The sequence below is a fragment of the Xenorhabdus sp. XBWT genome, assembly GCF_059072735.1.
The window spans coordinates 3,232,518-3,256,219 of the sequence record NZ_CM180990.1 but is presented as its reverse complement, the minus strand read 5'-3'; the positions used below and the strand labels follow the sequence as shown (position 1 = coordinate 3,256,219).

Here is a 23,702-nt window from a genome sequence, read left to right as displayed (position 1 = left end):
GGGTCACCGAAGCGATAAGTCTATTTAAGGAGTTCATTATGAGTGATGAAGATGATGAATTGTTAATTAAAGAACTGTTTGATATTTTTCTATCAAATAAATTTAATATGATAAGATCAGAGAATTTAATTGCAGTACAGAAAAATAGGTTATTACAGCACCCAGCCAAACTTGAATCACTTTATTATCTGGAAAAAACTGAAAAATACTTTTTAACAAATTATATAACTAAAGAATCTAATCTGGCTGATGGGCAATATATCTTTATCATTTCTATCGACGATCCTCATACTATATGCTGCGCTAGAAGTATAAGAGATTCTAATTACCATTGGCATAATGCAGTTGATGGACATACATCAATCGGTTATAGAAAACCCGTGCATTATGCAGGAACCTTATCATTTAGTTCAGGTGATTTATTGACCTGGTCAAATGCCAGTGGGCATTATCGACCTCCTCAAGGGCTGCGGTACTTGATGACGCCTTATGTCAGACGCTTACTACCAGATGAAAAGTTTCGTTGTGCCGAATTTAATAGATAATCACACCAATTTATTTCCAATTAAAATAATTAAATAGATATTATTTTTTAAATGGGTTTTCATAATAGTGATACGCTCAAATTATGAGAATGCTATTTAATATTACTCAGTTCATACAAAAAACAATGAAGAATCCTTTTATAATAATTGTTCATCATCCCAATTAATGAAAAAAAATCTTTAAAGCATCTTTAATATCTGTTATCAATGGATTGCAGAATGTTTTTTATTTCCTTATTTTCATAAAATCAACCAAATTAACTTGGGCTAATAAATGGATATATTCTTGAAATATGGTGCTTTAACTCTGGCCAATGTGATTGAACTGGAGCTTACCGACTGGTTTCAAGGCATATTGGCGCTACCGACATATTTTGATTTGTCAGATTCACTATTTGGGATACAGGGTTTAGGGATGATCACCAAATTAAACTCGCTTATAGCTATTTCTAGTTATCCCAAAAAACAATCAAAAATCACCTGGTTTCGATAATGTATGAAGATCAATTAATTAAAAAATAATTACCTGAACACAGTTTTCTATTATCAAAAAAATTAAGGAGTAGAAATGCTGAGAAAAGGCACTGTCATTCATGATCATGTTAGTGAGTATCCAAATCCAATAAAATTGAAAACCGGAGAGATAGTTTTAATTAGTTATAGTGACATTGAATATCCCCACTGGATATGGACAACTAATACTTTAAATATCAGTGGTTGGGTTCCCCAACAAATTTTACGTTTCATCTCGATAAATAAAGCAGTATGTAACGAAAATTACACATCTCATGAATTGACAGTAAAAGTGGGGGAATGTCTGTTTCTGGAGCGATTGTTGAATGGCTGGTATTGGGCTCATAAAAATTCAGGCGAAATTGGTTGGGTTCCGCAGGGATGCCTGACGATTTAAATGATAACAATGGTGATAATCATCCCAGTATTAATGTATTAATAACAATATTGGGATTATGTTAGCTAGAAAAATGGAATAATATCAACCAAGATATGCTATCAAGCTAATGAGACTAACATAATGAAGTTTACTCCCGATTATAATGATATTTCTGAAGCCCATTCCCGTAATTGCCGGTCAGGGCACTGCCACCAAAGAATTGTTTGAAGAATTCGGCAATCTGGATGCCGTGTTTTCGGTGTCTAACCCTGATCGTTTATCAATTAAAATACTAAATGGGTTTTTATAATAGTGATACACTCAAGTTATGAGATTCCCTTATTCCTCATGTGGCGAGGAGTAGAAAATGATCTACAATTTTGGAACGCTATTTAGATTCATATTATAAACAACAGGCATAATGATTAATTTTTCTATTTAATTTTATCCTGTTCCCACTTTAATCTCCGCCATAATGTCGTGCGGCTAATTCCCAGATATTCCGCCGCCGCACGACGATTACCTGAAAATCGTGCCATAACTTCATGCGCTGAAGGAATACTTTCAATAAATAAAGGTGATTCAATAAACTTGGCTGCTTTTATACAATTATCGGCATCATTAATATCAATCTGACGCTCAGGTGAGAGAGATAATATCAATTCAGGAGTCAGGGACTGTTCAGGATTGGCACTTAAATAAAGCGCTATCCGTTCCATCAAGTTACGTAATTCACGTACATTTCCCGGCCAGTGATAGGATTTCAAGACTTCATGGCAAGCAACAAATTCTTTTCTTTTCGATGATGAAACAGATAAATTTTGCGCTGCAAATGCTCGTTGCAGGTATTCCATTGCCAATAAACCAATATCATTTTCCCTTTCCCGCAAGGCCGGTATATTGATCCGCAATACACATAAACGATAGAACAAATCTGCACGAAAACGCCCTTCTCGCACCCATGTATCCAAATCACAATGAGTTGCACAGATGATACGGACATCAACAGCAATCGGGCGATATCCTCCGACTCTGACAACAGATTTTTCCTCCAATACCCGCAATAACCGTGTTTGCAGAGGTAGCGGCATTTCACCGATTTCATCCAGAAACAACGTTCCTCTGTGAGCGACTTCAAACAAACCTGCCCGTCCACCTCGCCTCGAACCCGTGAAAGCACCTTCTTCATAACCAAATAGTTCAGCTTCCAGCAAAGACTCCGCAATAGCACCACAATTAACGGCTACAAAGGGTCGTGGATGTTTGCCCACCAATTGTCCGTAACGCAATGTATATTCGTAATGAATGGCCTGTGCCACCAGCTCTTTCCCTGTACCGCTTTCGCCCTGAATCAAGACCGTGGCCACCGAACGGGAATACAGCATAATAGTATTGCGAACATGTTCCATTGCAGCAGAATTTCCCCTAATGTCGCTGATCGTATGGCGAATGCGTAATTTATCTTCCGTTGGGAAAGGAGAAATTATTGACTGATTGAGTTTGGTCATTTTGGCCATATCCAGCGCATCCTGAAATGCCTGCCGGATAGAATCAGCGGAATAGATAAAAACACCCACCAGATCCGCTTCATAAGCAAGATCGGTAATTAACCCTGCGCCGACAATCACTTTGATGCCCATCGATTTCAAGGCATTGACTTGTGTTCTGGCATCTTCTTCCGTCACATAGCTACGCTGTTCAATCCGTAGGTTGAGGCTCTGCTGAAACTCCTCCAATACAGGAAAAGTATTCTGGTAATTAATGACACCAATTCGGGAACTGATTTGCCGGGCACGAGCCAATGCTTGCATGACATCAAATCCACTGGCCTTGGCAATAATCACTGGCACGGATAAGCGGCTTTTCAAATAAGCGCCATTAGAACCGGCACAAATTACGGCATCACAATGCTCTGTTTCCAGACGCTTACGAATATGTTGAATTGCATACTCGAAACCCAACTGGATAGGGGTGATTTCTGCCTGATGATCAAATTCTGGCGTAATATCACGAAAAAGATCGAAAAGCCGGGAAACGGAGACTGTCCAAATCACCGGTTTGTTGTTATCACGCTCTTCTGCATGTGTTGATACCATATTTCTCCCCTGCTTCCCTTTCAATAATTTCATTCAATGTTTCATTTGTTATCAGTAAAACAAAAATGAAACATAATTGATTCAGAATGAAACAAGTATACATTATAACCAATAACTATTTGGTCACCACTCTATTCCACCAAAACCCATCATGCTGTTGATTTAAAAATAAAAATATATTCCATAATTTGAATGATGTCTAATTTTTGCTCTTGTTTTTGATTTTTGGCATACACTTTGCTTAAATAACAACACAGTACAAGTAAGTTTCATTTTAGTAACAATGAGGTTATATATGGCATTTTATTCTGCAGGTTTGGCTTTTCGTCAGGCAATAGAGGCCGAATCTCCGTTACAGGTAGTCGGAACCATCAACGCAAATCATGCGTTACTGGCAAAACGAGCAGGCTACAAGGCTATTTATCTTTCAGGTGGTGGCGTATCTGCTGGTTCGCTCGGTTTGCCGGATTTAGGCATTTCGACACTGGATGATGTATTGACTGATATCCGCCGTATTACAGATGTATGCGATTTACCGCTTCTCGTTGATGCTGATATTGGTTTTGGTTCCTCAGCATTTAATGTTGCCCGCACTGTTCGTTCTATTATCAAAGCAGGCGCTGCGGGCATCCATATTGAAGATCAGGTCGGTGCTAAACGTTGCGGGCATCGTCCAAATAAAGAAATTGTCTCCAAAGGAGAGATGGTAGATCGCATCAAGGCTGCCGTTGACGCCCGCACCGATGCAAACTTTGTCATTATGGCACGTACTGATGCATTGGCTGTGGAAGGGTTGGATGCCGCTCTGGACAGAGCCGCTGCCTACATTGAAGCTGGCGCGGATATGCTGTTCCCTGAAGCTATTACAGAACTGCATATGTATAAGGAATTCGCATCCAGAATACAGGTTCCCATTTTGGCGAACATTACTGAGTTTGGCGCTACCCCGCTCTTTACTATTGAAGAATTAAGGAGCGTGGATGTCGCTATCGCCCTTTACCCGCTATCGGCGTTTCGAGCGATGAATAAAGCCGCCGAACAAGTCTATACCGCTTTGCGTCACGACGGCACACAGAAAAATGTCATTGATATGATGCAAACCCGCAATGAACTGTATGAAAGCATCAACTACTACGCTTTTGAGCGAAAACTGGATGCCCTGTTTTCGCAGAAAAACAGCAGAGGGGATATTCATGAATATACAGAATAAGACAACGGGATCTTCTGAATCAATTCAATTCAAACCCAAAAAATCCGTTGCCTTGTCCGGCATTATTGCGGGCAATACAGCACTCTGTACCGTGGGAAAAAACGGTAGCGAATTACATTATCGTGGTTATGATATTCTCGATTTAGCCGCCCATTGTGAATTTGAAGAAATAGCTTATCTACTTATTCACGATAAGCTTCCTTCCCGCGCAGAACTCATTTCCTATAAAGCCAAATTGAAAGCCTTACGCGGTCTGCCCAGTAGCGTTAAATCGGCATTGGAAGCCCTGCCAGCAGTGGCGCATCCAATGGATGTCATGCGCACGGGTGTTTCTGTTCTGGGCTGTACCCTGCCGGAAAAAGAAGATCATAACCTTGCTGGCGCACGTGATATCGCCGATCGTCTGTTGGCTTCCCTTGGTTCAATATTGCTTTATTGGTATCACTACAGCCATAACGGGCGACGCATTGAAGTTGAAACTGATGATGATTCCATCGGCGGGCATTTCCTCCATCTCCTGCATGGCCAGAAGCCGCCTGAATCTTGGGAAAAAGCAATGCATATCTCCCTTATCCTGTATGCCGAGCATGAATTCAATGCCTCGACTTTCACCAGCCGCGTGATTGCAGGTACAGGATCAGATACTTATTCTGCCATTATCGGCGGTATTGGTGCGCTGAGAGGGCCGAAACATGGCGGGGCCAATGAAGTTTCGTTCGAAATCCAGCAGCGCTATGACTCATCTGATCAAGCTGAGGCCGATATTCTTGCCCGTTTGGAGCGAAAAGAAGTCATCATCGGCTTTGGTCATCCGGTTTATACCGTTTCCGATCCACGCCATAAAGTGATTAAAGAAATCGCCCTGCAACTATCTCAAGAAGCAGGTACAACCCAAATGTATGACATTGCGAATCGAATTGAATCTGTGATGTGGGATAACAAGAAAATGTTTCCAAACCTCGATTGGTTCTCTGCGGTGTCTTATCACATGATGGGCATTCCTACTGCTATGTTTACGCCACTGTTTGTCATTGCCCGCACTTCAGGCTGGGCGGCACACATTATGGAACAACGTATTGATAATAAAATTATCCGTCCTTCAGCTAACTATACCGGCCCTGAAAATTTACAATTTATACCCATTGATAAACGTAAATAGCGCAATTTATAAATAACAATTTAAGGATTGATTATGTCTGCCTCTGTTGTGAGTAACCGCCCTGACTATGATCATGTGATTGTGGATATTGTGGATTATGTCATGGACTACATTGTCGTATCCCCAATTGCTTACGCGACTGCCCATCATTGCCTTATCGATACACTGGGCTGTGGCTTAGAAGCATTAGAATACCCCGCCTGCACAAAATTATTGGGACCTATTGTTCCGGGGACGATTGTGCCTAACGGAGCGCGCGTACCGGGAACTCAATTTGAACTTGATCCCGTTCAGGCTGCATTCAATATTGGTACAATGATCCGCTGGCTAGATTTTAACGACACTTGGTTAGCGGCTGAATGGGGACATCCGTCTGATAATCTTGGGGGAATACTCGCCACTGCTGATTGGATATCAAGAAATGCCGTGTCTCGGGGGAAAACACCTCTAACCATGTGGGACGTACTGACAGCCATGATTAAAGCCCATGAAATTCAAGGCTGTCTGGCGTTGGAAAATGCTTTCAATAAAGTCGGATTGGATCATGTGGTCTTAGTCAAAGTGGCTTCCACAGCAGTTGTTGCCCATATGCTGGGCTTGTCGCGTGAGGAAATGTTAAGTGCAGTTTCACTGGCCTGGGTCGATGGACAATCCTTAAGAACCTATCGCCATGCGCCCAATACCGGTTCCCGCAAATCCTGGGCGGCAGGAGATGCAACTTCCCGCGCAGTACGCCTTGCTCTGATTGCTCAAAAAGGCGAAATGGGATACCCCTCCGTATTAACAGAAAAAACGTGGGGGTTTTATGATGTTTTATTCAATGGTCAGCCATTCAAATTCCAGCGTCCCTATGGCTCTTATGTGATGGAGAATGTGCTGTTCAAAATCTCTTTCCCGGCAGAGTTCCATTCACAAACTGCCGTAGAAGCAGCAATGATCCTGCATCAGCAACTGAAAGAACGGGGTAAACAAGTTGAAGATATCGCCCGGATTACTATCCGAACCCATGAGGCTTGTATCAGGATTATCGATAAACAAGGCCCACTGAATAATCCGGCAGACAGGGATCACTGCATTCAATATATGGTTGCCATACCGCTGATTTTTGGTCGCCTGACCGCTGCGGATTATGAGGACAATATCGCCATCGATCCCCGTATTGATGCTTTACGGAAAAAAATAAGCTGCGTCGAAGATCCCGATTTCACCCATGATTATCACCATCCAGAAAAACGCTCCATTGCCAATGCACTGACTCTGGAATTTACCGATGGCTCTCAACTGGATGAAGTGAAGGTTGAATTCCCAATTGGACATGCCCGCCGCCGCAAAGATGGTATTCCTTTGTTAGAGGAAAAATTCAAAATCAATCTGTCGCGCCGTTTTTCAGAAGAGCAACAACAAAAAATTCAGGCTGTCTCCCTCAACCTCATCTCATTGAGAGACATCCCTGTAAACGAATATCTCGATTTGTACGTTTATAACCTGTAACCAATAGATTTCAAACTATGGCTTAAAGATGAAAGATGGCGGTTCTGGTTTCTGGAGCCGCTTCTCATCTGTACAGTACTAGGAGAGGTTATGTCATTCCAAGACTTCTATCAGCATTCGATTGATGATCCTAATGCTTTTTGGGCAGAACAAGCCAGGCGAATATATTGGCAGCAGCCTTTCGATCAGGTATTGGATCACAGCAATCCTCCCTTTGCCCGCTGGTTCTGCGGAGGAAAAACCAATCTTTGCTATAACGCATTAGATCGCTGGCTGGAGAGCCAACCTGATTCAAAGGCACTGATTGCTATTTCAACTGAAATCAACAGTGAAAAAGTATTTACTTACAAAGAATTACATCAGGAAGTCAATAGAGCCGCTGCCATAATGCTTTCACTCGGTGTCACAAAAGGTGATCGTGTGGTTGTCTATATGCCAATGGTAGCTGAAGCCCTGTTTATTTTACTGGCCTGCGCCCGTATCGGGGCAATCCATTCAGTGGTATTTGGCGGTTTTGCTTCGCACAGCCTGGCTACCCGGCTAGATAATGCTGAACCTGTTCTGGTTGTCTCCGCAGATGCGGGGGCACGCGGAGGTAAAATCATTCCCTATAAACCATTGCTGGACGAAGCCATTGAGTCAGCTAACCACACACCACGCCATGTATTGATGGTGAATCGTGGACTGGCTGATATCAATTGGGTCAAAGGCAGAGATGTGGATTTCTCCACATTGAGGCAAGAATATTTTGATGCTGAAGTACCTGTCACATGGCTTGAATCCAATGAAATTTCCTGTGTGCTCTATACATCAGGCACAACAGGAACGCCCAAAGGAGTACAACGAGATGTCGGCGGTTACGCTGTAGCACTGGCAACGTCCATGGACGTTATTTTTGGTGGTAAAGCAGGCGGTGTTTTCTTTTGTACATCAGATATAGGCTGGGTTGTCGGACACTCTTATATTATTTACGCTCCTCTGATCGCCGGTATGGCAACCATCATGTATGAAGGGCTACCGGTACGCCCGGATGCCGGCATTTGGTGGCAACTTGTCGAAAAATATCAGGTTACCAGAATGTTTTCTGCTCCTACGGCAATCCGCGTCCTGAAAAAATACCCGACGGATTGTATTGCCAATTATGATATTTCATCGCTTGAAACACTGTATTTAGCAGGAGAACCTCTTGATGAACATACTGCCCGTTGGATTGCTGAAACCATAAATGTGCCTGTAATTGATAATTTCTGGCAAACCGAAACAGGTTGGCCGATTATGGCAATTGCGCGGAGTCTGGACGACAGATCCAGTCGTTTTGGTAGCACGGGATTCCCTATGTATGGCTTTAACGTCAAATTGATCAATGAACTGACCGCTCAAGAATGTGGTGCTAATGAAAAAGGAATGCTGGTCATTAAAGGCCCTCTGCCACCAGGCTGTATCCAAACTATTTATGGTGACGATACTCGTTTTATCAATACTTACTGGAAGCGCTTTAACCAACCAGTATATTCAACATTTGACTGGGGAATTCGTGACAGCGATGGATACTATTTTATTCTGGGGCGTTCGGATGATGTGATTAATGTTTCTGGTCATCGTTTAGGAACACGGGAGATAGAAGAGTGTATCTCCAGCCATGAAGATGTGGCCGAAGTTGCTGTGATTGGCATCAAGGATGATGTAAAAGGACAAGCGGCGGTTGCTTTTACTGTCCTTAAGGAAGGACGGGAAATCCAAAGTGCCGAGCATTTTGCTACTTTGGAAAGAGCACTGATGCTACTTGTGGATACAAAAATCGGCAGTGTTGGGCGCCCGGCACGTATCTATTTTGTAAGCCAATTACCCAAAACTCGTTCAGGAAAAATGTTGCGCCGCACCATGCAGGCAATCTGTGAAGGACGCGAACCCAGTGATATTGCTCTGGTTGAAAACCCCGTGTCACTGGAAATTATTCGGGATGCAATTTTTCATTAAAAAAACAGACAAAGGATTTATACCTGTCTTCTTTCAAATTGTATCTTTGTTAATGAATTGAGAATTCATGGATCATGGGCTATGTCAAGAATTTGAAAAAATAACTTATAAATCATACAGTTAAATGGCATTCAAAGCCGATATTGAAATCATACCTTAACACCTTTCCTTTAAAAGCTAATATGACATCATTTTTGTACAATGACCCTGTTGTTTAGCCGGCATTTAATAGCATAGCGTTACTCTGTGAATGTACTATATTTTCCCAGCTACTTTTACCCATTATCGCTCCGTTCCTACACGGAGCTTTTTTTTTTGCCCTTATTACAATTATTTCTGAAAGAAAACGCCTTTATTGCAACTGACTCATAAAATAACGATATATGCGAGCAGATTTCTCCGGTGGTAATTCAACAACTCGTTTGTTCAGATCAATAAGTAATTTACAGCTTTTCTCTTTATTAGTATTAGCACGATGAGGCGATTCTAACAACGCGATATCTTCACCATATTTATGCACCATATCAGTCATTATGTGCTCTATATCTTGTAAAGCAAGGCTACTGCTTTCAACCGAGAATTGATGCTGTTTTTCACTATAAGAAGCGATAATCATCTCTTTATCCGTTTTTACGCGCTGAGCATATAACTCTGGTGGAAACAATGTCGATATTTTTATAAGTTCAGAAAAGTCCTCCCCTGTATCTGGAAAAATAAATTTAAGACATTTCTCAGCGCTTTCTTTCTGCAAAAAATCCATTTGCTTTATAACCATTTGTATATGAGAAATAACATTTTTATCCGGGGCAAACAAAATACGATTATTAGTTAATGAAATTAACTTCTTAGTAATCTCATTTTGGATTTCCTCTTTGCTTTTACTTTTTTTCTGCAATGTTGAGACTATCTGTTTAAATTCATTATAAAGTTTTGGATCTTTGTTTTTAATAGTTAAAAAAATAGAATCCTGCTCTATTAACATTGAAAAATCAGGGTTATTAACAATTAATCCATTGTTTTCCCTAAGAATTTTAAAATAAAATAAGTTCCAGCTAATGGTTGCAACAATGAAAATAACAGCAGCAGATTTCTTACTTATTTTCTTTTTATTTTGTATAACCCAAAGAATCCCGCCGATAACTCCACTGAAAATAGCACTAAAAACAACACCAGAAACAACGTGATTCCAATACATCTGCTATCCTTTAGGTTCCATAAAATGAAGAATGCATTATCTATAAAAATAGATAAATAATCACTTTTTTAATCAAATTATTTTCAACCATAATTAAATAATCACTTAATTTATAATTTAATTAAATATTAAATGGCAATATATTCTCAAGATAAATGTATTATTTAATATATACCCGTCGCCTTTCAAGTTGCAGCTTTATTGGCCGCATTTTGAACTCCATGAACTATGGTAACGTGAATCATAGTAACGTGAATCATGGTAACGTGAATCAATGCGTTATTTTGGGTTCTTGTGCCCCCGCTTCCATCCATTCCACCATTGCCGGAAGTTTCAACATACGATCAATCCACCTTTGACTAACAGGAGAAAATTTCAATCCATAAGTTTGAGCACGGAAAACCACTGGCGCATAAAACGTATCAACAGCCGTAAATTGATCTCCCGCCAACCATTCACCGCCAAATTTAGTCAACCCTTCACAAGAAGAATAAGTTTTATTGGCTATCCACAGTATATACATCTTTTTTCTCGCTATTGTGATGAAATAATTAACTATTTAAAAATATTACAACGTTTTAGAATAAGAAAAAACAGGAAAAGAATAAAATTCATAATTTCACTATGAATTAATTATTAATTCATTTATTAATTAGATTTATCGCTTTTATCTTTTAAGTTTCAGTTTTCTGGCCGCACTTAGTCACTATTGCTATAAATACACGGCTAGCAATACTCCTGAGGATTAGTTTTCAAGATATAAATTCTGCTTTTTGAATTTATTAGATGTACAAACTTATTTAATAATACATCTATAATAAAAAATTGTTTACAAAAACCTTCTAAAATAAAAGATCGGATTCAATTTATAAAAAAACAGCCTAAATGCAATTAATTGGCAATAAGTAAATGACCTAAAAAACATAAGATTTACTCTAATTATCTCTCAAAAGACATGTTTTTATTTTATTGTTGATAAATTTTGATATTCTTAGACAAGTAATTTGTTTAAGATTTACTAAAATAAAATAATATTTTTATCTACTATAATACCTTAAGTTTTTCATTGAATTTCATAATGCATTTTTGGGTGTTATGCCCAGTCAATTTCAAGTTGCGCAGATAAAAAAGCAGCAAATTGGAGGACGAGGGGTATAGATGATCAAAAATAAGGAAACAGTATGCTATTAAAAAATACTTCCACACGCTTTGGTCATATTTCTGTGTTAATCCATTGGCTGGTCGCCCTTGCCGTTTACGGGATGTTTGCCCTTGGATTATGGATGGTGACATTAAGCTACTACGATACTTGGTATCATCGCGCACCGGAACTTCATAAAAGTATCGGAATATGTTTGTTTATTGTCATGGTTATCCGTGTCATATGGCTATTTATCTCGCCACCACCGAAACCTCTGGCAAATTACAGCCCCCTCACGCGCATCGGTTCAAAATTGATGCATCACACTCTCTATGTTGTTCTGTTTGGCATTTTAGCCAGCGGATACCTGATTTCTACCGCAGAGGGTGATTCCATCAGTATTTTTGGATGGTTTGAAGTTCCCGCAACTCTAACAGCACAAGGAATACAGGCTGATACTGCTGGTGTTATTCATCTTTACCTCGCTTGGATTGTTGTAGTGCTCTCGTTATTGCACGTGCTTGCGGCATTCAAGCATCACTTTATTGACCGCGACCCTACCCTGAAACGTATGTTTGGTTTTAATTCTGATAAAAAGTAATTTCTGGAGAATCTTTATATGTTTAAAAAAACGATGCTTAAAAAAACATTAATCGGGCTGACAACAGGTGTTTTATTAATGGGCACCAGCTCTGCAATAGCTGCTGACTATAAAATTGATACGGCTGGTCAACATGCTTTTATTGAATTCCGTATCCAACATTTAGGTATCAGCTGGCTTTACGGTAACTTCAGGAAATTCGACGGCAGGTTTACGTTCGATGCGCAAAATCCCGCTACAGATAAGGTCAATGTCATTATTAAAACAAATAGTGTTGATACCAATCATGCTGAACGTGATAAGCATCTCCGCGGTGCCGATTTTTTAAATGTTGCAAAATATCCAGAAGCCAAATTCACATCAACCGAAGTGAAAAAAACGGGTGAGAATTACACTGTCGTCGGTGATCTGACACTAAATGGCGTCACCAAACCGGTGACATTAAGTGCCAAACTGGTGGGTGAAGGTAATGACCCATGGGGGGGATACCGTGCAGGCTTTGAAGCCAATGGGAAAATCAAATTGAAAGATTTTAATATCAAAAGCGATCTGGGGCCAAAATCTCAGGAAGTCGAGTTGATCATTTCTGTTGAAGGTGTAAAAGAAAAAGCCTGATCACATTTACCTATAAAAGAACTACCTATAAAAGAACTACCTATAAAAGAACTGCCTATAAAAGAATTGCCCATAAAAGAACGCGGTATGAAAAACCTACCGCGTTCTATTTTATGGTTTATTTATTGTGCGATCAGTTCATTAACATGACGCGTTATTGATGCCAAGGCATCATGGTAAGCATAATCTGCCTTAATGATTTGTGCCTGCTGGCGCCATATCGGGGAAGATAATATCCTGGTCACCGCCTGATATAATTGCTGCTCACTTGGAGCATCAGTATGCAGGCTGATGCCACAACGTGACCAGATAACACGGGCAACAGCCTCCAGCTTACCATCCCCTATTCCCGCTACCACCAAAGGAACACCGTGACGAATGGCTGAATTCAGTGAACCATAACCACCATTGGTAATAAAAATTGATGATTTTGGCAACCAGTGTTCAAAATTAAGATATTCTACGACTCTGGCATTTTCTGGAATAGTTTCACCCAAGACATCGACAGAACGCCCGCCTGTAATCGCCAATATCCGAACAGGTAAAGCGGACAATGCACGCAATGTAGGTAATATCAATTGGCTGAAATCAATATTAGCCAGTGTTCCCTGAGTTACCAAAATCAGTGGCAGGCTTTCATCCGGCCAACTGATTTGCGTTTTATCATCTTCCACTTTCACCGGCAGTGCGCCGATAAAATCCACCGTCGCAGGTAAATCATTACGGGTAAATTCAAATGACTGAGTTGCCAGTTGCAAGTAACGATCAACTCCGGTCATCAAAACATCATTATAATTCTCTGTCAGTGGGAGGCAATCAACGGCAACAAGCGACTGATTAAAGGCTTCCCCAACCTGCTCAATTAATTGGTGCGTTTCCCCATCCACTAATTGATCGCGTGTTAAATCAGCAGGTAATAATTCAGGTGGTATCCTGGCCCCCCAGAATACGGCATCCTTTGATGACCACGGCAACGGAGTCACACCAATAGCAATGACAGGAATACGTTCGTCAGACGGTTGTTGCAATAATGGCAACGCGGCATAAAAGGTGTTGTCGATAATCAACAAGTCAGCGTGTCCCTCTGCAATCACTTGCATTAATTGCTTCGACAACACAGGAATAGGCGCGGCGAAAAATGTCCTTAATGCTAACGCCATCTGAACATTCCCCGGTGGATATTCTGCCCGTTCAGGGAAATATTTTTCCAGATAGCGGTAATCAACATCCACCTGCCCATCAAAGGGGACAAAAGTGGCTCCTAATGCTGCCGTTTGCTGTTGAAACAAAGTTCCACTGAATATTGTGACATCATGCCCCTGTCCGATTAAATGTTCCGCAATAGTGAACATTGGAAAAACATGGCCGGGAGTTGCGACAGCAGCTAAAACAATACGAGCCATTAATTAAGCCTCTTTCAAGCTAAGATCTACTGAATCTGAATCGGGAATAGTTCTAAAGCTGTCATTTTCACACACAGGTGTTCCATGTATGTGTACCCGCTGGAGATGACGTGGAGATCGCGAAATAAAGGCTTCACGACCATGCAATAGGGTAAAATTATCGCTTATCACAATATCTCCAGATTGCCATTGATGTGTGTATAAATAACGCGGATCATACAATCTGTTATACAGTGTTTCCTCGACTTCTTTTTGTTTTTCTGATGACAACCCATGCATTATTACAGAGTGATGATCGGCATATTTATCCTCTTGTTGCATCGGTTCGTTATAACGCATCACCCATTTGTTTCCTTCGGGATGAAGACAAATCAACGGTGAAACAACTTCGCCACCATAGTGTGTCACCTTGCTTGTACTATAAGTAATTGTGATGCTCTTCCACGTATTAAGCTCATCTTCACTGGCCTCAGAAATCAATTGCTCAGTGTTAACAAACGTAGTACGCCCTCCTTGAGCTGCCTCAGGCGCAGAAACACAATGAAAAACCTGAAATTCAGGGATTGTCTGCCTATACATTCCATCCCAATGCAGTGGAATATATGAACTATCCAAAACATGATCTGATGGTTCAGGCCGTTCCATCACATCCAATATCACCCCAAACGACCATGTCATTAACTCCCCCCAACGGCTGGTATATTCTGTCAGCTTATTGTTGTCCGTGAAGCCGGACTGAAAGCCGCGCAATACTACCAAAAGATGAGTTCGCGCCAACTCGCGCAAAGCATCAACCGGTAACGTAGTAATATCCTGATCAGGGTAATTAGGGGTAATAAACAGTCCAAAAGGTTTCACTAACTCAATATGACAGTCAAGTTCATATGTATTCATGATTCGCTCTTAAATAATCCGTTATATTAATTAGTTAATCTGCATGCACAGCCGCAATTTCGGGTTCTGTTTCCTGATGCTTGTCCGGTTCTGTTTCAATCACGTAATGGCTTGGAACTCCCCGAATTTCGATCAGTTTTCCTTTCATCTTTTTCACTTCATCACTTTTCATCAGCACAAACTGGCCGTTGATATTGGCAGCGACACCATGCCACGGTGTCAGCCAATCATCCCGAGTCGGCATCATATGAATACCTAATTTGAGACTATCCACAGGTTGTGGATGTATTGAAAGGCGAAGCGCTAGCGGGAACTGTTCTGCCAATAAATTCCCCCATGCCCAACTACGTTGAATAACCCCAACAGAGCGCTGACGTGCATCTTTTTGCAGTGCATTTTTTGAACCGGTATATTCTGGTAATAAACTATCTTCATAAAGAAAACGAGTGATTGCCCGATACAACAGCAAACCTTCTTCGTTTTCTTTGAGTGTCTCTTTAATTTCCTCGATTGAGGAGGCATAACGACTCACCAACAACTTACGCAGATGATCATAATCATGCGTATGTTGCGTGAGTGATTCCACGTTACTGAGATTGAAGACCGAAAGATGAGTTGCTCCTAACTCATGCAACAGTTTTTCAATTTCCAATTGGTAATAGGTAATCGTGCTATCATCAACACGGATAAGATCACTGAATACGTGTCCATCGGAGCAAATAATAATTTTTGCCCCGGGTGGGTAATAAAGCTGAATACGCTGGCAAAGAGAGTTTAAGAAAATTAGTGATAATTTTTCTGCCATATCAGGCATATTACCTAATACTTTGCGAGGATTTGGCGATTTTGTTGGAAATGCAGGTAAAATACATTCTACAGTTTTTCCTTGCTCAACAAAGGCACGAATACGCGGGAGCTGAACCTCAAAAATTCTTTCTTCTTCATATTGAATTGTATGTTCAGATTCTGGAAAACGGCGTCGATATTGCAATAATTCATATAAAATTTTGCTCGATACCTTTTCTATGTCAAAAAGTTCCATAATTTATTCCTAATTCATTGCCTTTAGATTACTGACAATCCATTTATATAGTCAGAACGTAAAGGTTATTACGTATAAGTTGTTGATTATTATTCTGTTAGATATACCCATCGTCTTTCAAATGGCAGCTTTGTTGACTGTATTCACTCAACCCAGTTACCGTTTTTATAAACATATGGTTATCTATACTCCCGGATTCGAGCCATTGCTGGCCTCCGCATCTCGAAATCCCTTAGGTATATGACCTAATAAAAATTTTTAATTAAGACAGAACAAAAAGAAATAAGTTATAACAAATATAAATAAAATACGTTTGTTTATCTCATTTCTCCAGATAATCCAAAAAAACTGTAACTAGTTAATTTTAAAGAAATAATATCTTATTTTACCTACGCATATTACATAAAGACAATTTCTGATTCAGATACCTTTTTTTATTAAGCCATTCATATACTGGCGAAAATGATGAGAAGCAATATATATTATTTCAATACATTCAAACAATTAAAAAATTTAATTAAATGATTCAACTTTTTTGATTTTGTAAAAAAAATAAAACAATTACAAAAAATATTAGGGTAAGTATTTTTATAACGCCATATTAAATAGTCGGTATTTTTCATTATAAAAGGCAAAAGAATGTATGGCGAATTTACAAATTGACCAGAAAAACATTTTACCACGACACCTTATACTCATAGTCAGCAACTCACTGAAAAAGTCATGATGCAGCTCTTAATTTTACAAAAATCAGTGACGAACCAATAAAGATATTTATCAATGGTCAGGGGGCATGTTGAAGCAGGCGACACTTTGCATAACATGATTAAATTTATTAACCCCAAAGTAATAATGATTGGCTTCGGTTGGGTTGCAAGCACAGGTATAGCCATCTTCCTTGCGGTCAGCAAAGAAAACCGTTATTCACTGCCAAATACCCGTTTTATGATCTATCAGCCATTAGGTGGTATTCAGGGACGTGCTTATGAATATGGAGATAAATAACTCCGGCATCCGCGACACTGCACGAGTGCTGAAAGAGTCCACGAGGACAATCATGAGAACCCAACGGGAGCGGGCCATAATTTTTTCTTGAACAATTTAAGTGATAATGATTATTATTGGCGTTATTAATTGCATGATGAAAATGGGGTATAAAAATGCGTATCAGGATGAATGTCGCGGCAGCGTTACTGGGTGTAGTATCAACATCGGCTATAGCGCTGGAATATCCTCTGGGACAACCGGTAATTAAAAATGGCATGGAAATTCAGGGCGTATATCTGCAACCGATCACTATGGAGGTTGAAGGAAAGCATCAGATGCATCATCTGGCGGCAGATAAAGCGGATATCCATCTGGAAGCGGATATTCACGCAATAGAAGAAAATCCGAATGGCTTTGCAGAAGGGGATTGGATTCCTTACCTGAAAGTGGATTATAAAGTCACCAAGCTGGATGAATCGAAAAAAACACAATCCGGTACATTCATGGCGATGGTGGCCAGCGATGGCCCTCACTATGGCAAAAATCTGAAACTGGATGGCTATGGTAAATACCATGTGGAATACCGTATTTCTCCCCCCAGCATGAATGATGATGTCGCGTTTGGCCGTCACATTGATAAAGAAACCGGTGTTGCACCGTGGTTTGAACCATTTAATACCTCCTGGGATTTTGATTACGCCGGAACCGGTCGTAAAGGTAGTTATTAATTAAACAGGAAATAACAGCGATTGGCATTAATGCGATCGTTGTTATTTTAGACATCGGATGTCACGCGTTCCCTTCGAGGTCTGTCATGAAATCTATCGTTGTCGCACTGTGTATAGCAGTTGCGTCAGTATTCTGTGCGCCGCTAATCGCGGCCACCGAAAAATTTACTGTTGAAGTAGAAATGAATAACGGCAAGATCACACCACAAGTACTGGAAGTCCCCGCCAAAACGTCTATCCGCATCAAGATCCGTAATACCGGTACGGAACCGGTTGAATTTGAAAGTACGCAACTGCGTAAAGAAAAAGTGCTGGCACCCGGTGCAAGTTCGGTGGTGGTGATTGCACCGCTGAAACCGGGAAAATATACCTTTTTTGATGATTTTCATCTCTCTCATCCGGTCGGTGAAATTATCGCCAATTAATGGCCAGATCGCAGGAATAAAATATGGGACAGGTTCTTTTTGTTGTATGGCGTGAAAGTTTTGAAGCACTGCTCTTGGTCGGCATTATCTATGCGTGGATTAAACAGCATCCTGACTCAGCTACGGGACGATGCTATTTATGGGGTGGAGTGGCTCTGGGTGTAGCATTATCCATCTTTTTAGCACTGCTGATTTATGGCGTATTCAATGTGCTTGATGATCGCAGCCAGACTTATTTTATGATAGGGATGTCGCTTTTTGCCTGTGCACTTATTGTACAAATGGTGTACTGGATGAGCCAGCACAGCTCATCACTAAAATCGGGTATTGAACAGGAAATTAAGCACAGTGCTGAACACCATTCTTGGTGGGGCGCGTTATTTATTGTGGCGATCGCAATCGCCCGTGAAGGCAGTGAAATTGTTGTTTTCCTCTCCAGCATCATCATGGGATTAACCCATGAAACTCTATGGTCATTCACCGGAGAGGTGGTTCTGGGGATCGTGATTGCGGCACTGACGCTTTATCTTTTCTTATTAAGTTACCGGAAAATCGCATGGAAATGGTTTTTCCGAGTGACCGGCATTGTGCTTCTTTTTTTGGCTTGCTCTCTGTTACTGAAAGGCGTAGAAGAAATTTCCAATATTCTGTTAGAACAGGATATTGAACTGAATGACTTTCTGATTTACCCAGTGTGGGACACCAGTAACTGGTTAGATGATTCCGGTTTGGCCGGAAACTTTATGGCAACACTGTTTGGTTATCGTGCACAACCTATCGGGCTGAGTATCATTACATTTGTTACTTATTGGCTGGTAGTTATCGCTCTGTTCAGCCGTCAGGGACGTCGCCATGCTACGTAAAATAATGGCCGCCATAGGATTGAGCTTACTGCTGATTGCACCCGCGCTGGCTGACAAATATCGGGCGGGAATACCAAATGTGGGCAATGAAGTCATTATTGCAAAAGGTGACATCCCGACACCTGTTCAATATCAACCTGTTATCGCCGCGTATATGAAAACGATGACCGGACAGGTTGCGGCCATTGAAACCCAGTTAATGGCATTGCAGCATGCACTGGAAGCCGATGACTGGCAAGCCGCTCAGAGGGCCTATATACAAGCGCACTATGACTACGAAACCATCCGTACAGCCGTGGTGGCTTTCGGTCATGCGGATCGGGTCATCAATCCGCACGCAAGCTATTTTCTCAAACAAGAGCAAGATCCGAAATTTATCGGATTTCATCGTGTTGAATACGCGTTGTTCTCAACCAAAAATCGGGCAGATGCACTGGAGTCGGTGCAGGTATTACGGCGTAATATTCAGGATCTGAAGCAGCGTGTCGCCATTGAAACCTTGCCGATTGCAAAACTGGTTCAATCCGCGGATGACAGCATTGAACTGATTTTAGCCACCAAACTGGGTGGGGATGAAAATCGGTATAGCCGCAGTGATCTTTCTGACATAGTGGCAAATCTACAGGGTTCACGCCGGGTTGTTGATGGTCTGGCACCTTTTTTATCGACAGAAACCGTGTCATCACTGAACACGCAGTTTGCTGCTATTGATGCACTGATGGCCCATTTCCGCAATCCGCAGGGAAACTATCTGACTTACGAGCGATTTCAGCATCAGGACAAACAACAGCTTTCTGCCATGGCATCTCAACTGGCGGAATCGTTATCTCAACTGCGTGCAGAACTGAACATTGATGTGTACTACAAGTACCGGAATAAACTATGAAACAGGGAAAAACAAAAGAATCAGGCCATGATGAGCCGATTTGTGTCAGCAAACGAGCAACGCTGAAATTGCTGGGAGCGGGAGGTGTACTCTTATCCGGTGGTGCACTGAGCCTGCCTGCGGTGGCTACATCGGAGAAAGCGGCTTGTGATAACCGCACCCGTGCACATGCGATTCCTTATCAGGGAAAACATCAGGCCGGTGTCATCACACCGGAACAAAAAGAAGCGATATTTCTTTCGCTCAATCTGACAGTATCAACATTGGATGAAGTGGAAACGGTATTTAAACGATTAACTGACTGTATTGCCCGGCTAACACAAAACCGTCAGGCTGGAAAAATGACCAATGATCGTATGCCGCCCGCAGAATCCGGGATCCTCGGCACCTATTTGTACGCGGATGAACTGACCATTACCGTATCATTAGGGTATTCATTGTTTGATAGCCGTTTCGGATTAACGTCGTTGAAGCCCAAAAAATTCGTTGCAATGACGGCTTTCCCGAATGATCAGCTAGAAGCAGCATGGTGCGGCGGGGATATTCTATTGCAGTTCTGTGCCAATAGTCGGGAAACAGTGATTTATGCGCTTCGGGATATGTTACGCCATCTTTCCGGTGTGGTGGCACCACAATGGAAAATTGACGGTTTTTTACCGGCACGGGATATCGAATGCCGGACAACTCCCATCAACTTATTCGGTTTTAAAGACGGCACAGGCAATGCAGATGCCAAGGATGATGCTCTGATGAATGATCTGGTCTGGATCAACCAGAAAGAGCCATCATGGATAGAAAATGGCAGTTATCAAGCCGTCCGCCTGATCCGTTTCGCACTTAACTTCTGGGATCGGACACCGCTCGAAGATCAGGAAAATGACTTTGGTCGTTATAAAGATAGCGGAGCACCGATAGGCAAACAGCATGAACATGACGATCCTGCGTTTAATCACGATCCGCACGGTGACAGAGTTTTGTTCGATTCACATATGCGCCGGGCAGAACCGCGCAATCCGCAACGCCATGTTTCCAAACTACGTCGCCGTAGTTATAGTTACTCAATAGGATTAACATCAACTGGGCAGCTGGATATGGGATTAGTTTTTGTTTCATTCCAAAATGATCTGAAAAAAGGTTTTATCGACACACAAAATCGGTTAAACGGTGAACCATTAGAGCGCTATATCAAACCATTCGGCGGAGGTTACTATCTGGTATTGCCCGGAATAACATCAAAAAATGGTTATATCGGACAAAGCTTGATCCGGGCTGCCCGCGCATTAACCTAATTGATTTCAAGAAATGATGAGTAACACCGACACGATCCAACTATTTGATAATGAAAGTGTTATATAGTGTACATTGACGGATAATCCGCATTACCCGATGATCCGTCAGTGTTTTCCTCACTTATTGGGTATATACCTGTCGTCTTTCAAGTTGCCGCTTTGTTGGCTGCGCTCACTCACCCCGGTCACATAGTTATCTATGCTCCAGGGGATTAATGAAAGGCTCCTGCCTTTCACCGGAGGCCAGCCTTTGGCTGGGCAAATTCGTTCCCGACGAATTTGTCATTCCCTTGCCGTCGCGTTGCATCTTGAAATCCAATGGGTATAGATACAGTAGGTAGTTTCTTTTTATTTAACATCCACAAATGGCTTTTATCTTCAGCAGGTTAAAAACCGAGTTTCTTATAAAGCCAACCCGCCGTAGATGTTACCAATGCAACATGTTGCACATGGGGAATCACTGGATGCTGTAAAATACACTCCACCAGCTAACGCCCCAACCCTTTATTCTGATATCCATCAATAAGTGAACAAAATCCACCATAAAAAATATAAATAAAGTCATGCAATAACATGGCCTTTAAACATTAAGTCACATTAATTGATGAATCACTCACCTTTCTGTAATAGTGTCCGATATAACAATCCACCTACAGCACCACCAATTAATGGAATCAGCCAGAATACCCAAAGTTGCTCCAGCGCCCAGGTTCCCTGAAAAATAGCAACTGCGGTACTTCTTGCGGGATTAACTGATGTATTTGTGACTGGAATGCTGATTAAATGAATCAGTGTCAATGCTAAACCAATCGCCAATGGTGCAAATCCTGTGGGTGCATTTTTATCCGTTGATCCAAGAATGACAATCAAGAAAAAGGCGGTTAATACTAATTCAATAATAATTGCTGCCTGCAATGAAAAACCACCAGGAGAGTGAGAGCCATAACCATTAGAGGCGAAACCACTTGTCGTTGCATCAAAACCACTTTTACCGCTAGCAATAAGATAAAGCACCGCGGCGGCGACAATCCCTCCAATCACTTGGGCAATAATATAAGGAATCACATCTTTTGCAGAAATACGTCCCCCCGCAAATAATCCCAATGTAACTGCCGGATTAAAATGACCTCCTGATATATGTCCCACAGCATAGGCCATCGTAACCACAGTTAAACCAAAAGCCAGAGATACCCCCATAAAGCCAATCCCCACCTGTGGAAATGCCGCAGCTAAAACAGCGCTACCACATCCACCAAACACCAACCAAAAAGTACCCAAAAACTCTGCTGATAATTTTTTAAACATTCTACGATTCCTCAATGATATTTGCATGAATGCAATAGAATCCAAAAACAGTTTAGTTACTATTTTTAGATATGGGCAAGGAATCACAGACAGAAATAAAGGGAGGAACAAAGCCAGGGGTAAAAAAGTATTCTACAATTTCGGTATACTATTTAATTTTTTATTTTTCCCCATGAAAAATAAATATCGAAAAAGAATATTTATGCCACAAATAAAACAACCTGAGTTTAATATAACAAAAACTCAGGTTGTTGATTTATACCCCTAATCTTTCAAGCTGTAGCTTTGTTGGCCACGACCTGAAATCTATCGGGTATATCTGCTCAATGACTTATTTAATTACAGCTGTATTGACTTCATCTGAAGTTTGCCAAATACGATATTTTACTTTAACTGATTTTGGTGTATACACTACAATAGGTAATTTGCTGTTATAGTCTATCAACGCATCTTTACCTAAGTAAACCTGAACAAAACTCCTTGTTTTTTCTTGATTTGGACATGCCATCATTGTTGAGAATGGGCCGGAGACTTTATCCAGTTCGTAATAATTATATCCCCATCCATCCAGTACTTTTGTCTCCAGATTGCCGCCAAACCAGTGATTGTTACAATCCACCAGTATGTTCTTGCCAATAATCAATTCAACCTTGTAGTTTCTTTCATTTTCATGCTTGGGAAGGTCAATCACACTACGTACCATGCCTTCAGCAGGAGCAGGATAAGGAGCGATATCTTCAAGTTTTTTGTCAGCTAAAACAGAAGTCGATACCATCAAAGCAGCTAAAGGAAATAGATATTTTTTCATATATCACCTCTGGTTGTATTTAAAAAGGAGATTGAATCATAACAACAAAAATACTGAGGGAAATTATGTTTTTTTATCAATACACTGATTTTTAAATAAATTATGTAAAAAACAAAATTGTTCATTTAGAATGAATATTGATTTTTTTTA

The 23,702-nt window shown here is 41.0% G+C and carries 24 protein-coding genes and 1 pseudogene; 17 read left to right on the top strand and 8 right to left on the bottom strand.

The features are described from left to right. Nucleotides 1–38: 38 nt before the first annotated feature. The 3 genes from AC5JQI_RS14220 (at nt 39) to AC5JQI_RS14210 (ending at nt 1,455) form a co-directional block, all read left to right on the top strand. On the top strand, nt 39–545 hold the full coding sequence (locus tag AC5JQI_RS14220) for a hypothetical protein (protein WP_493912642.1): 507 nt from the start codon (nt 39–41) through the stop codon (nt 543–545). Between the two features lie 274 nt (nt 546–819). After that, a complete protein-coding gene (locus AC5JQI_RS14215) occupies nt 820–1,038 on the top strand; it encodes a hypothetical protein (protein WP_493912641.1) in 219 nt (72 codons plus the stop codon). A 75-nt stretch (nt 1,039–1,113) separates the two neighbouring features. Next, nucleotides 1,114–1,455 carry an SH3 domain-containing protein gene (locus AC5JQI_RS14210; protein ID WP_237387627.1) on the top strand — a complete coding sequence of 114 codons (342 nt, stop codon included), beginning with the start codon at nt 1,114–1,116 and terminating at the stop codon, nt 1,453–1,455. 416 nt (nt 1,456–1,871) lie between these two features. Here AC5JQI_RS14210 and prpR read toward each other — a convergent pair whose 3' ends face one another. Beyond that, entirely contained in the window at nt 1,872–3,533 is a 1,662-nt protein-coding gene (gene prpR, locus AC5JQI_RS14205; RefSeq protein ID WP_493912640.1) for a propionate catabolism operon regulatory protein PrpR, read from the bottom strand. Between the two features lie 295 nt (nt 3,534–3,828). Between prpR and prpB the strand changes: the two genes are divergently transcribed. The 4 genes from prpB to AC5JQI_RS14185 all read left to right on the top strand — a co-directional run bounded on the left by prpB (nt 3,829) and on the right by AC5JQI_RS14185 (nt 9,370). Next, the gene (prpB, locus tag AC5JQI_RS14200) at nt 3,829–4,743 is read left to right on the top strand and encodes a methylisocitrate lyase (protein ID WP_493912639.1); all 915 of its coding nucleotides are present in this window, start codon (nt 3,829–3,831) and stop codon (nt 4,741–4,743) included. After that, nucleotides 4,727–5,902 (top strand): bifunctional 2-methylcitrate synthase/citrate synthase, encoded by a 1,176-nt coding sequence (gene prpC / locus AC5JQI_RS14195; RefSeq protein ID WP_493912638.1) that lies wholly within the window; start codon nt 4,727–4,729, stop codon nt 5,900–5,902. The genes prpB and prpC overlap by 17 nt, the downstream gene beginning before the upstream one ends. Nucleotides 5,903–5,935: 33 nt before the next feature. Continuing rightward, nucleotides 5,936–7,393, top strand: coding sequence for a bifunctional 2-methylcitrate dehydratase/aconitate hydratase (locus tag AC5JQI_RS14190; protein WP_493912637.1), 1,458 nt, complete (start codon nt 5,936–5,938; stop codon nt 7,391–7,393). A 90-nt stretch (nt 7,394–7,483) separates the two neighbouring features. Further along, nucleotides 7,484–9,370: a propionate--CoA ligase gene (locus AC5JQI_RS14185; RefSeq protein ID WP_493912636.1), complete on the top strand. Its 1,887-nt coding sequence runs from the start codon at nt 7,484–7,486 to the stop codon at nt 9,368–9,370. 352 nt (nt 9,371–9,722) lie between these two features. Here AC5JQI_RS14185 and AC5JQI_RS14180 read toward each other — a convergent pair whose 3' ends face one another. Both AC5JQI_RS14180 and AC5JQI_RS14175 read right to left on the bottom strand, forming a co-directional pair. Then, complete coding sequence (locus AC5JQI_RS14180; RefSeq protein ID WP_493912635.1) at nt 9,723–10,565, bottom strand: hypothetical protein; 843 nt, start codon at nt 10,563–10,565, stop codon at nt 9,723–9,725. A 271-nt stretch (nt 10,566–10,836) separates the two neighbouring features. Beyond that, nucleotides 10,837–11,088, bottom strand: a complete 252-nt coding sequence (locus AC5JQI_RS14175; protein WP_493912634.1) for a glutathione S-transferase C-terminal domain-containing protein — start codon at nt 11,086–11,088, stop codon at nt 10,837–10,839. A 658-nt stretch (nt 11,089–11,746) separates the two neighbouring features. On the opposite strand from AC5JQI_RS14175, the gene AC5JQI_RS14170 reads away from it, so the two are divergent. Then, nucleotides 11,747–12,307 (top strand): cytochrome b, encoded by a 561-nt coding sequence (locus AC5JQI_RS14170; protein WP_493912633.1) that lies wholly within the window; start codon nt 11,747–11,749, stop codon nt 12,305–12,307. Nucleotides 12,308–12,340: 33 nt separating this feature from the next. Then, complete coding sequence (locus AC5JQI_RS14165; protein WP_493914688.1) at nt 12,341–12,922, top strand: YceI family protein; 582 nt, start codon at nt 12,341–12,343, stop codon at nt 12,920–12,922. Nucleotides 12,923–13,044: 122 nt separating this feature from the next. Here the strand turns inward: AC5JQI_RS14165 and AC5JQI_RS14160 are convergent, their stop codons facing one another. From AC5JQI_RS14160 to pvcA, 3 genes are read right to left on the bottom strand one after another with little or no spacing between them, the layout of a single operon-like run. After that, complete coding sequence (locus AC5JQI_RS14160) at nt 13,045–14,325, bottom strand: glycosyltransferase (RefSeq protein ID WP_493912632.1); 1,281 nt, start codon at nt 14,323–14,325, stop codon at nt 13,045–13,047. 3 nt (nt 14,326–14,328) lie between these two features. Next, nucleotides 14,329–15,219: a tyrosine isonitrile desaturase/decarboxylase gene (gene pvcB / locus AC5JQI_RS14155; protein ID WP_493912631.1), complete on the bottom strand. Its 891-nt coding sequence runs from the start codon at nt 15,217–15,219 to the stop codon at nt 14,329–14,331. A 34-nt stretch (nt 15,220–15,253) separates the two neighbouring features. Then, nucleotides 15,254–16,261 (bottom strand): L-tyrosine isonitrile synthase, encoded by a 1,008-nt coding sequence (gene pvcA, locus AC5JQI_RS14150; RefSeq protein ID WP_493912630.1) that lies wholly within the window; start codon nt 16,259–16,261, stop codon nt 15,254–15,256. 699 nt (nt 16,262–16,960) lie between these two features. Here pvcA and AC5JQI_RS14145 point away from each other — a divergent pair. The 7 genes and pseudogenes from AC5JQI_RS14145 to AC5JQI_RS14115 form a co-directional block, all read left to right on the top strand. Then, nucleotides 16,961–17,245, top strand: a pseudogene (locus AC5JQI_RS14145) (ATP-dependent Clp protease proteolytic subunit); the annotation flags it as partial. A 176-nt stretch (nt 17,246–17,421) separates the two neighbouring features. Further along, nucleotides 17,422–17,976, top strand: a complete 555-nt coding sequence (locus AC5JQI_RS14140; RefSeq protein ID WP_493912629.1) for an iron transporter — start codon at nt 17,422–17,424, stop codon at nt 17,974–17,976. A gap of 86 nt (nt 17,977–18,062) precedes the next feature. Beyond that, complete coding sequence (locus AC5JQI_RS14135) at nt 18,063–18,401, top strand: cupredoxin domain-containing protein (RefSeq protein WP_493912628.1); 339 nt, start codon at nt 18,063–18,065, stop codon at nt 18,399–18,401. Between the two features lie 23 nt (nt 18,402–18,424). Next, nucleotides 18,425–19,264: an FTR1 family iron permease gene (locus tag AC5JQI_RS14130; protein WP_493912627.1), complete on the top strand. Its 840-nt coding sequence runs from the start codon at nt 18,425–18,427 to the stop codon at nt 19,262–19,264. Then, on the top strand, nt 19,254–20,150 hold the full coding sequence (locus tag AC5JQI_RS14125; RefSeq protein WP_493912626.1) for an EfeM/EfeO family lipoprotein: 897 nt from the start codon (nt 19,254–19,256) through the stop codon (nt 20,148–20,150). The genes AC5JQI_RS14130 and AC5JQI_RS14125 overlap by 11 nt, the downstream gene beginning before the upstream one ends. Continuing rightward, on the top strand, nt 20,147–21,439 hold the full coding sequence (gene efeB, locus AC5JQI_RS14120) for an iron uptake transporter deferrochelatase/peroxidase subunit (protein WP_493912625.1): 1,293 nt from the start codon (nt 20,147–20,149) through the stop codon (nt 21,437–21,439). Before AC5JQI_RS14125 ends, efeB begins: the two co-directional genes overlap by 4 nt. 199 nt (nt 21,440–21,638) lie before the next feature. Further along, entirely contained in the window at nt 21,639–21,767 is a 129-nt protein-coding gene (locus AC5JQI_RS14115; RefSeq protein ID WP_272903029.1) for a hypothetical protein, read from the top strand. A gap of 281 nt (nt 21,768–22,048) precedes the next feature. Here the strand turns inward: AC5JQI_RS14115 and aqpZ are convergent, their stop codons facing one another. After that, nucleotides 22,049–22,744, bottom strand: a complete 696-nt coding sequence (gene aqpZ / locus AC5JQI_RS14110; protein WP_493912624.1) for an aquaporin Z — start codon at nt 22,742–22,744, stop codon at nt 22,049–22,051. Nucleotides 22,745–22,769: 25 nt separating this feature from the next. Here aqpZ and AC5JQI_RS14105 point away from each other — a divergent pair, with 25 nt between their 5' ends. After that, nucleotides 22,770–23,012 carry a hypothetical protein gene (locus AC5JQI_RS14105; protein WP_493912623.1) on the top strand — a complete coding sequence of 81 codons (243 nt, stop codon included), beginning with the start codon at nt 22,770–22,772 and terminating at the stop codon, nt 23,010–23,012. Between the two features lie 63 nt (nt 23,013–23,075). Here AC5JQI_RS14105 and eco read toward each other — a convergent pair whose 3' ends face one another. After that, nucleotides 23,076–23,552, bottom strand: coding sequence for a serine protease inhibitor ecotin (gene eco / locus AC5JQI_RS14100; protein WP_493912622.1), 477 nt, complete (start codon nt 23,550–23,552; stop codon nt 23,076–23,078). Nucleotides 23,553–23,702 lie beyond the last annotated feature (150 nt).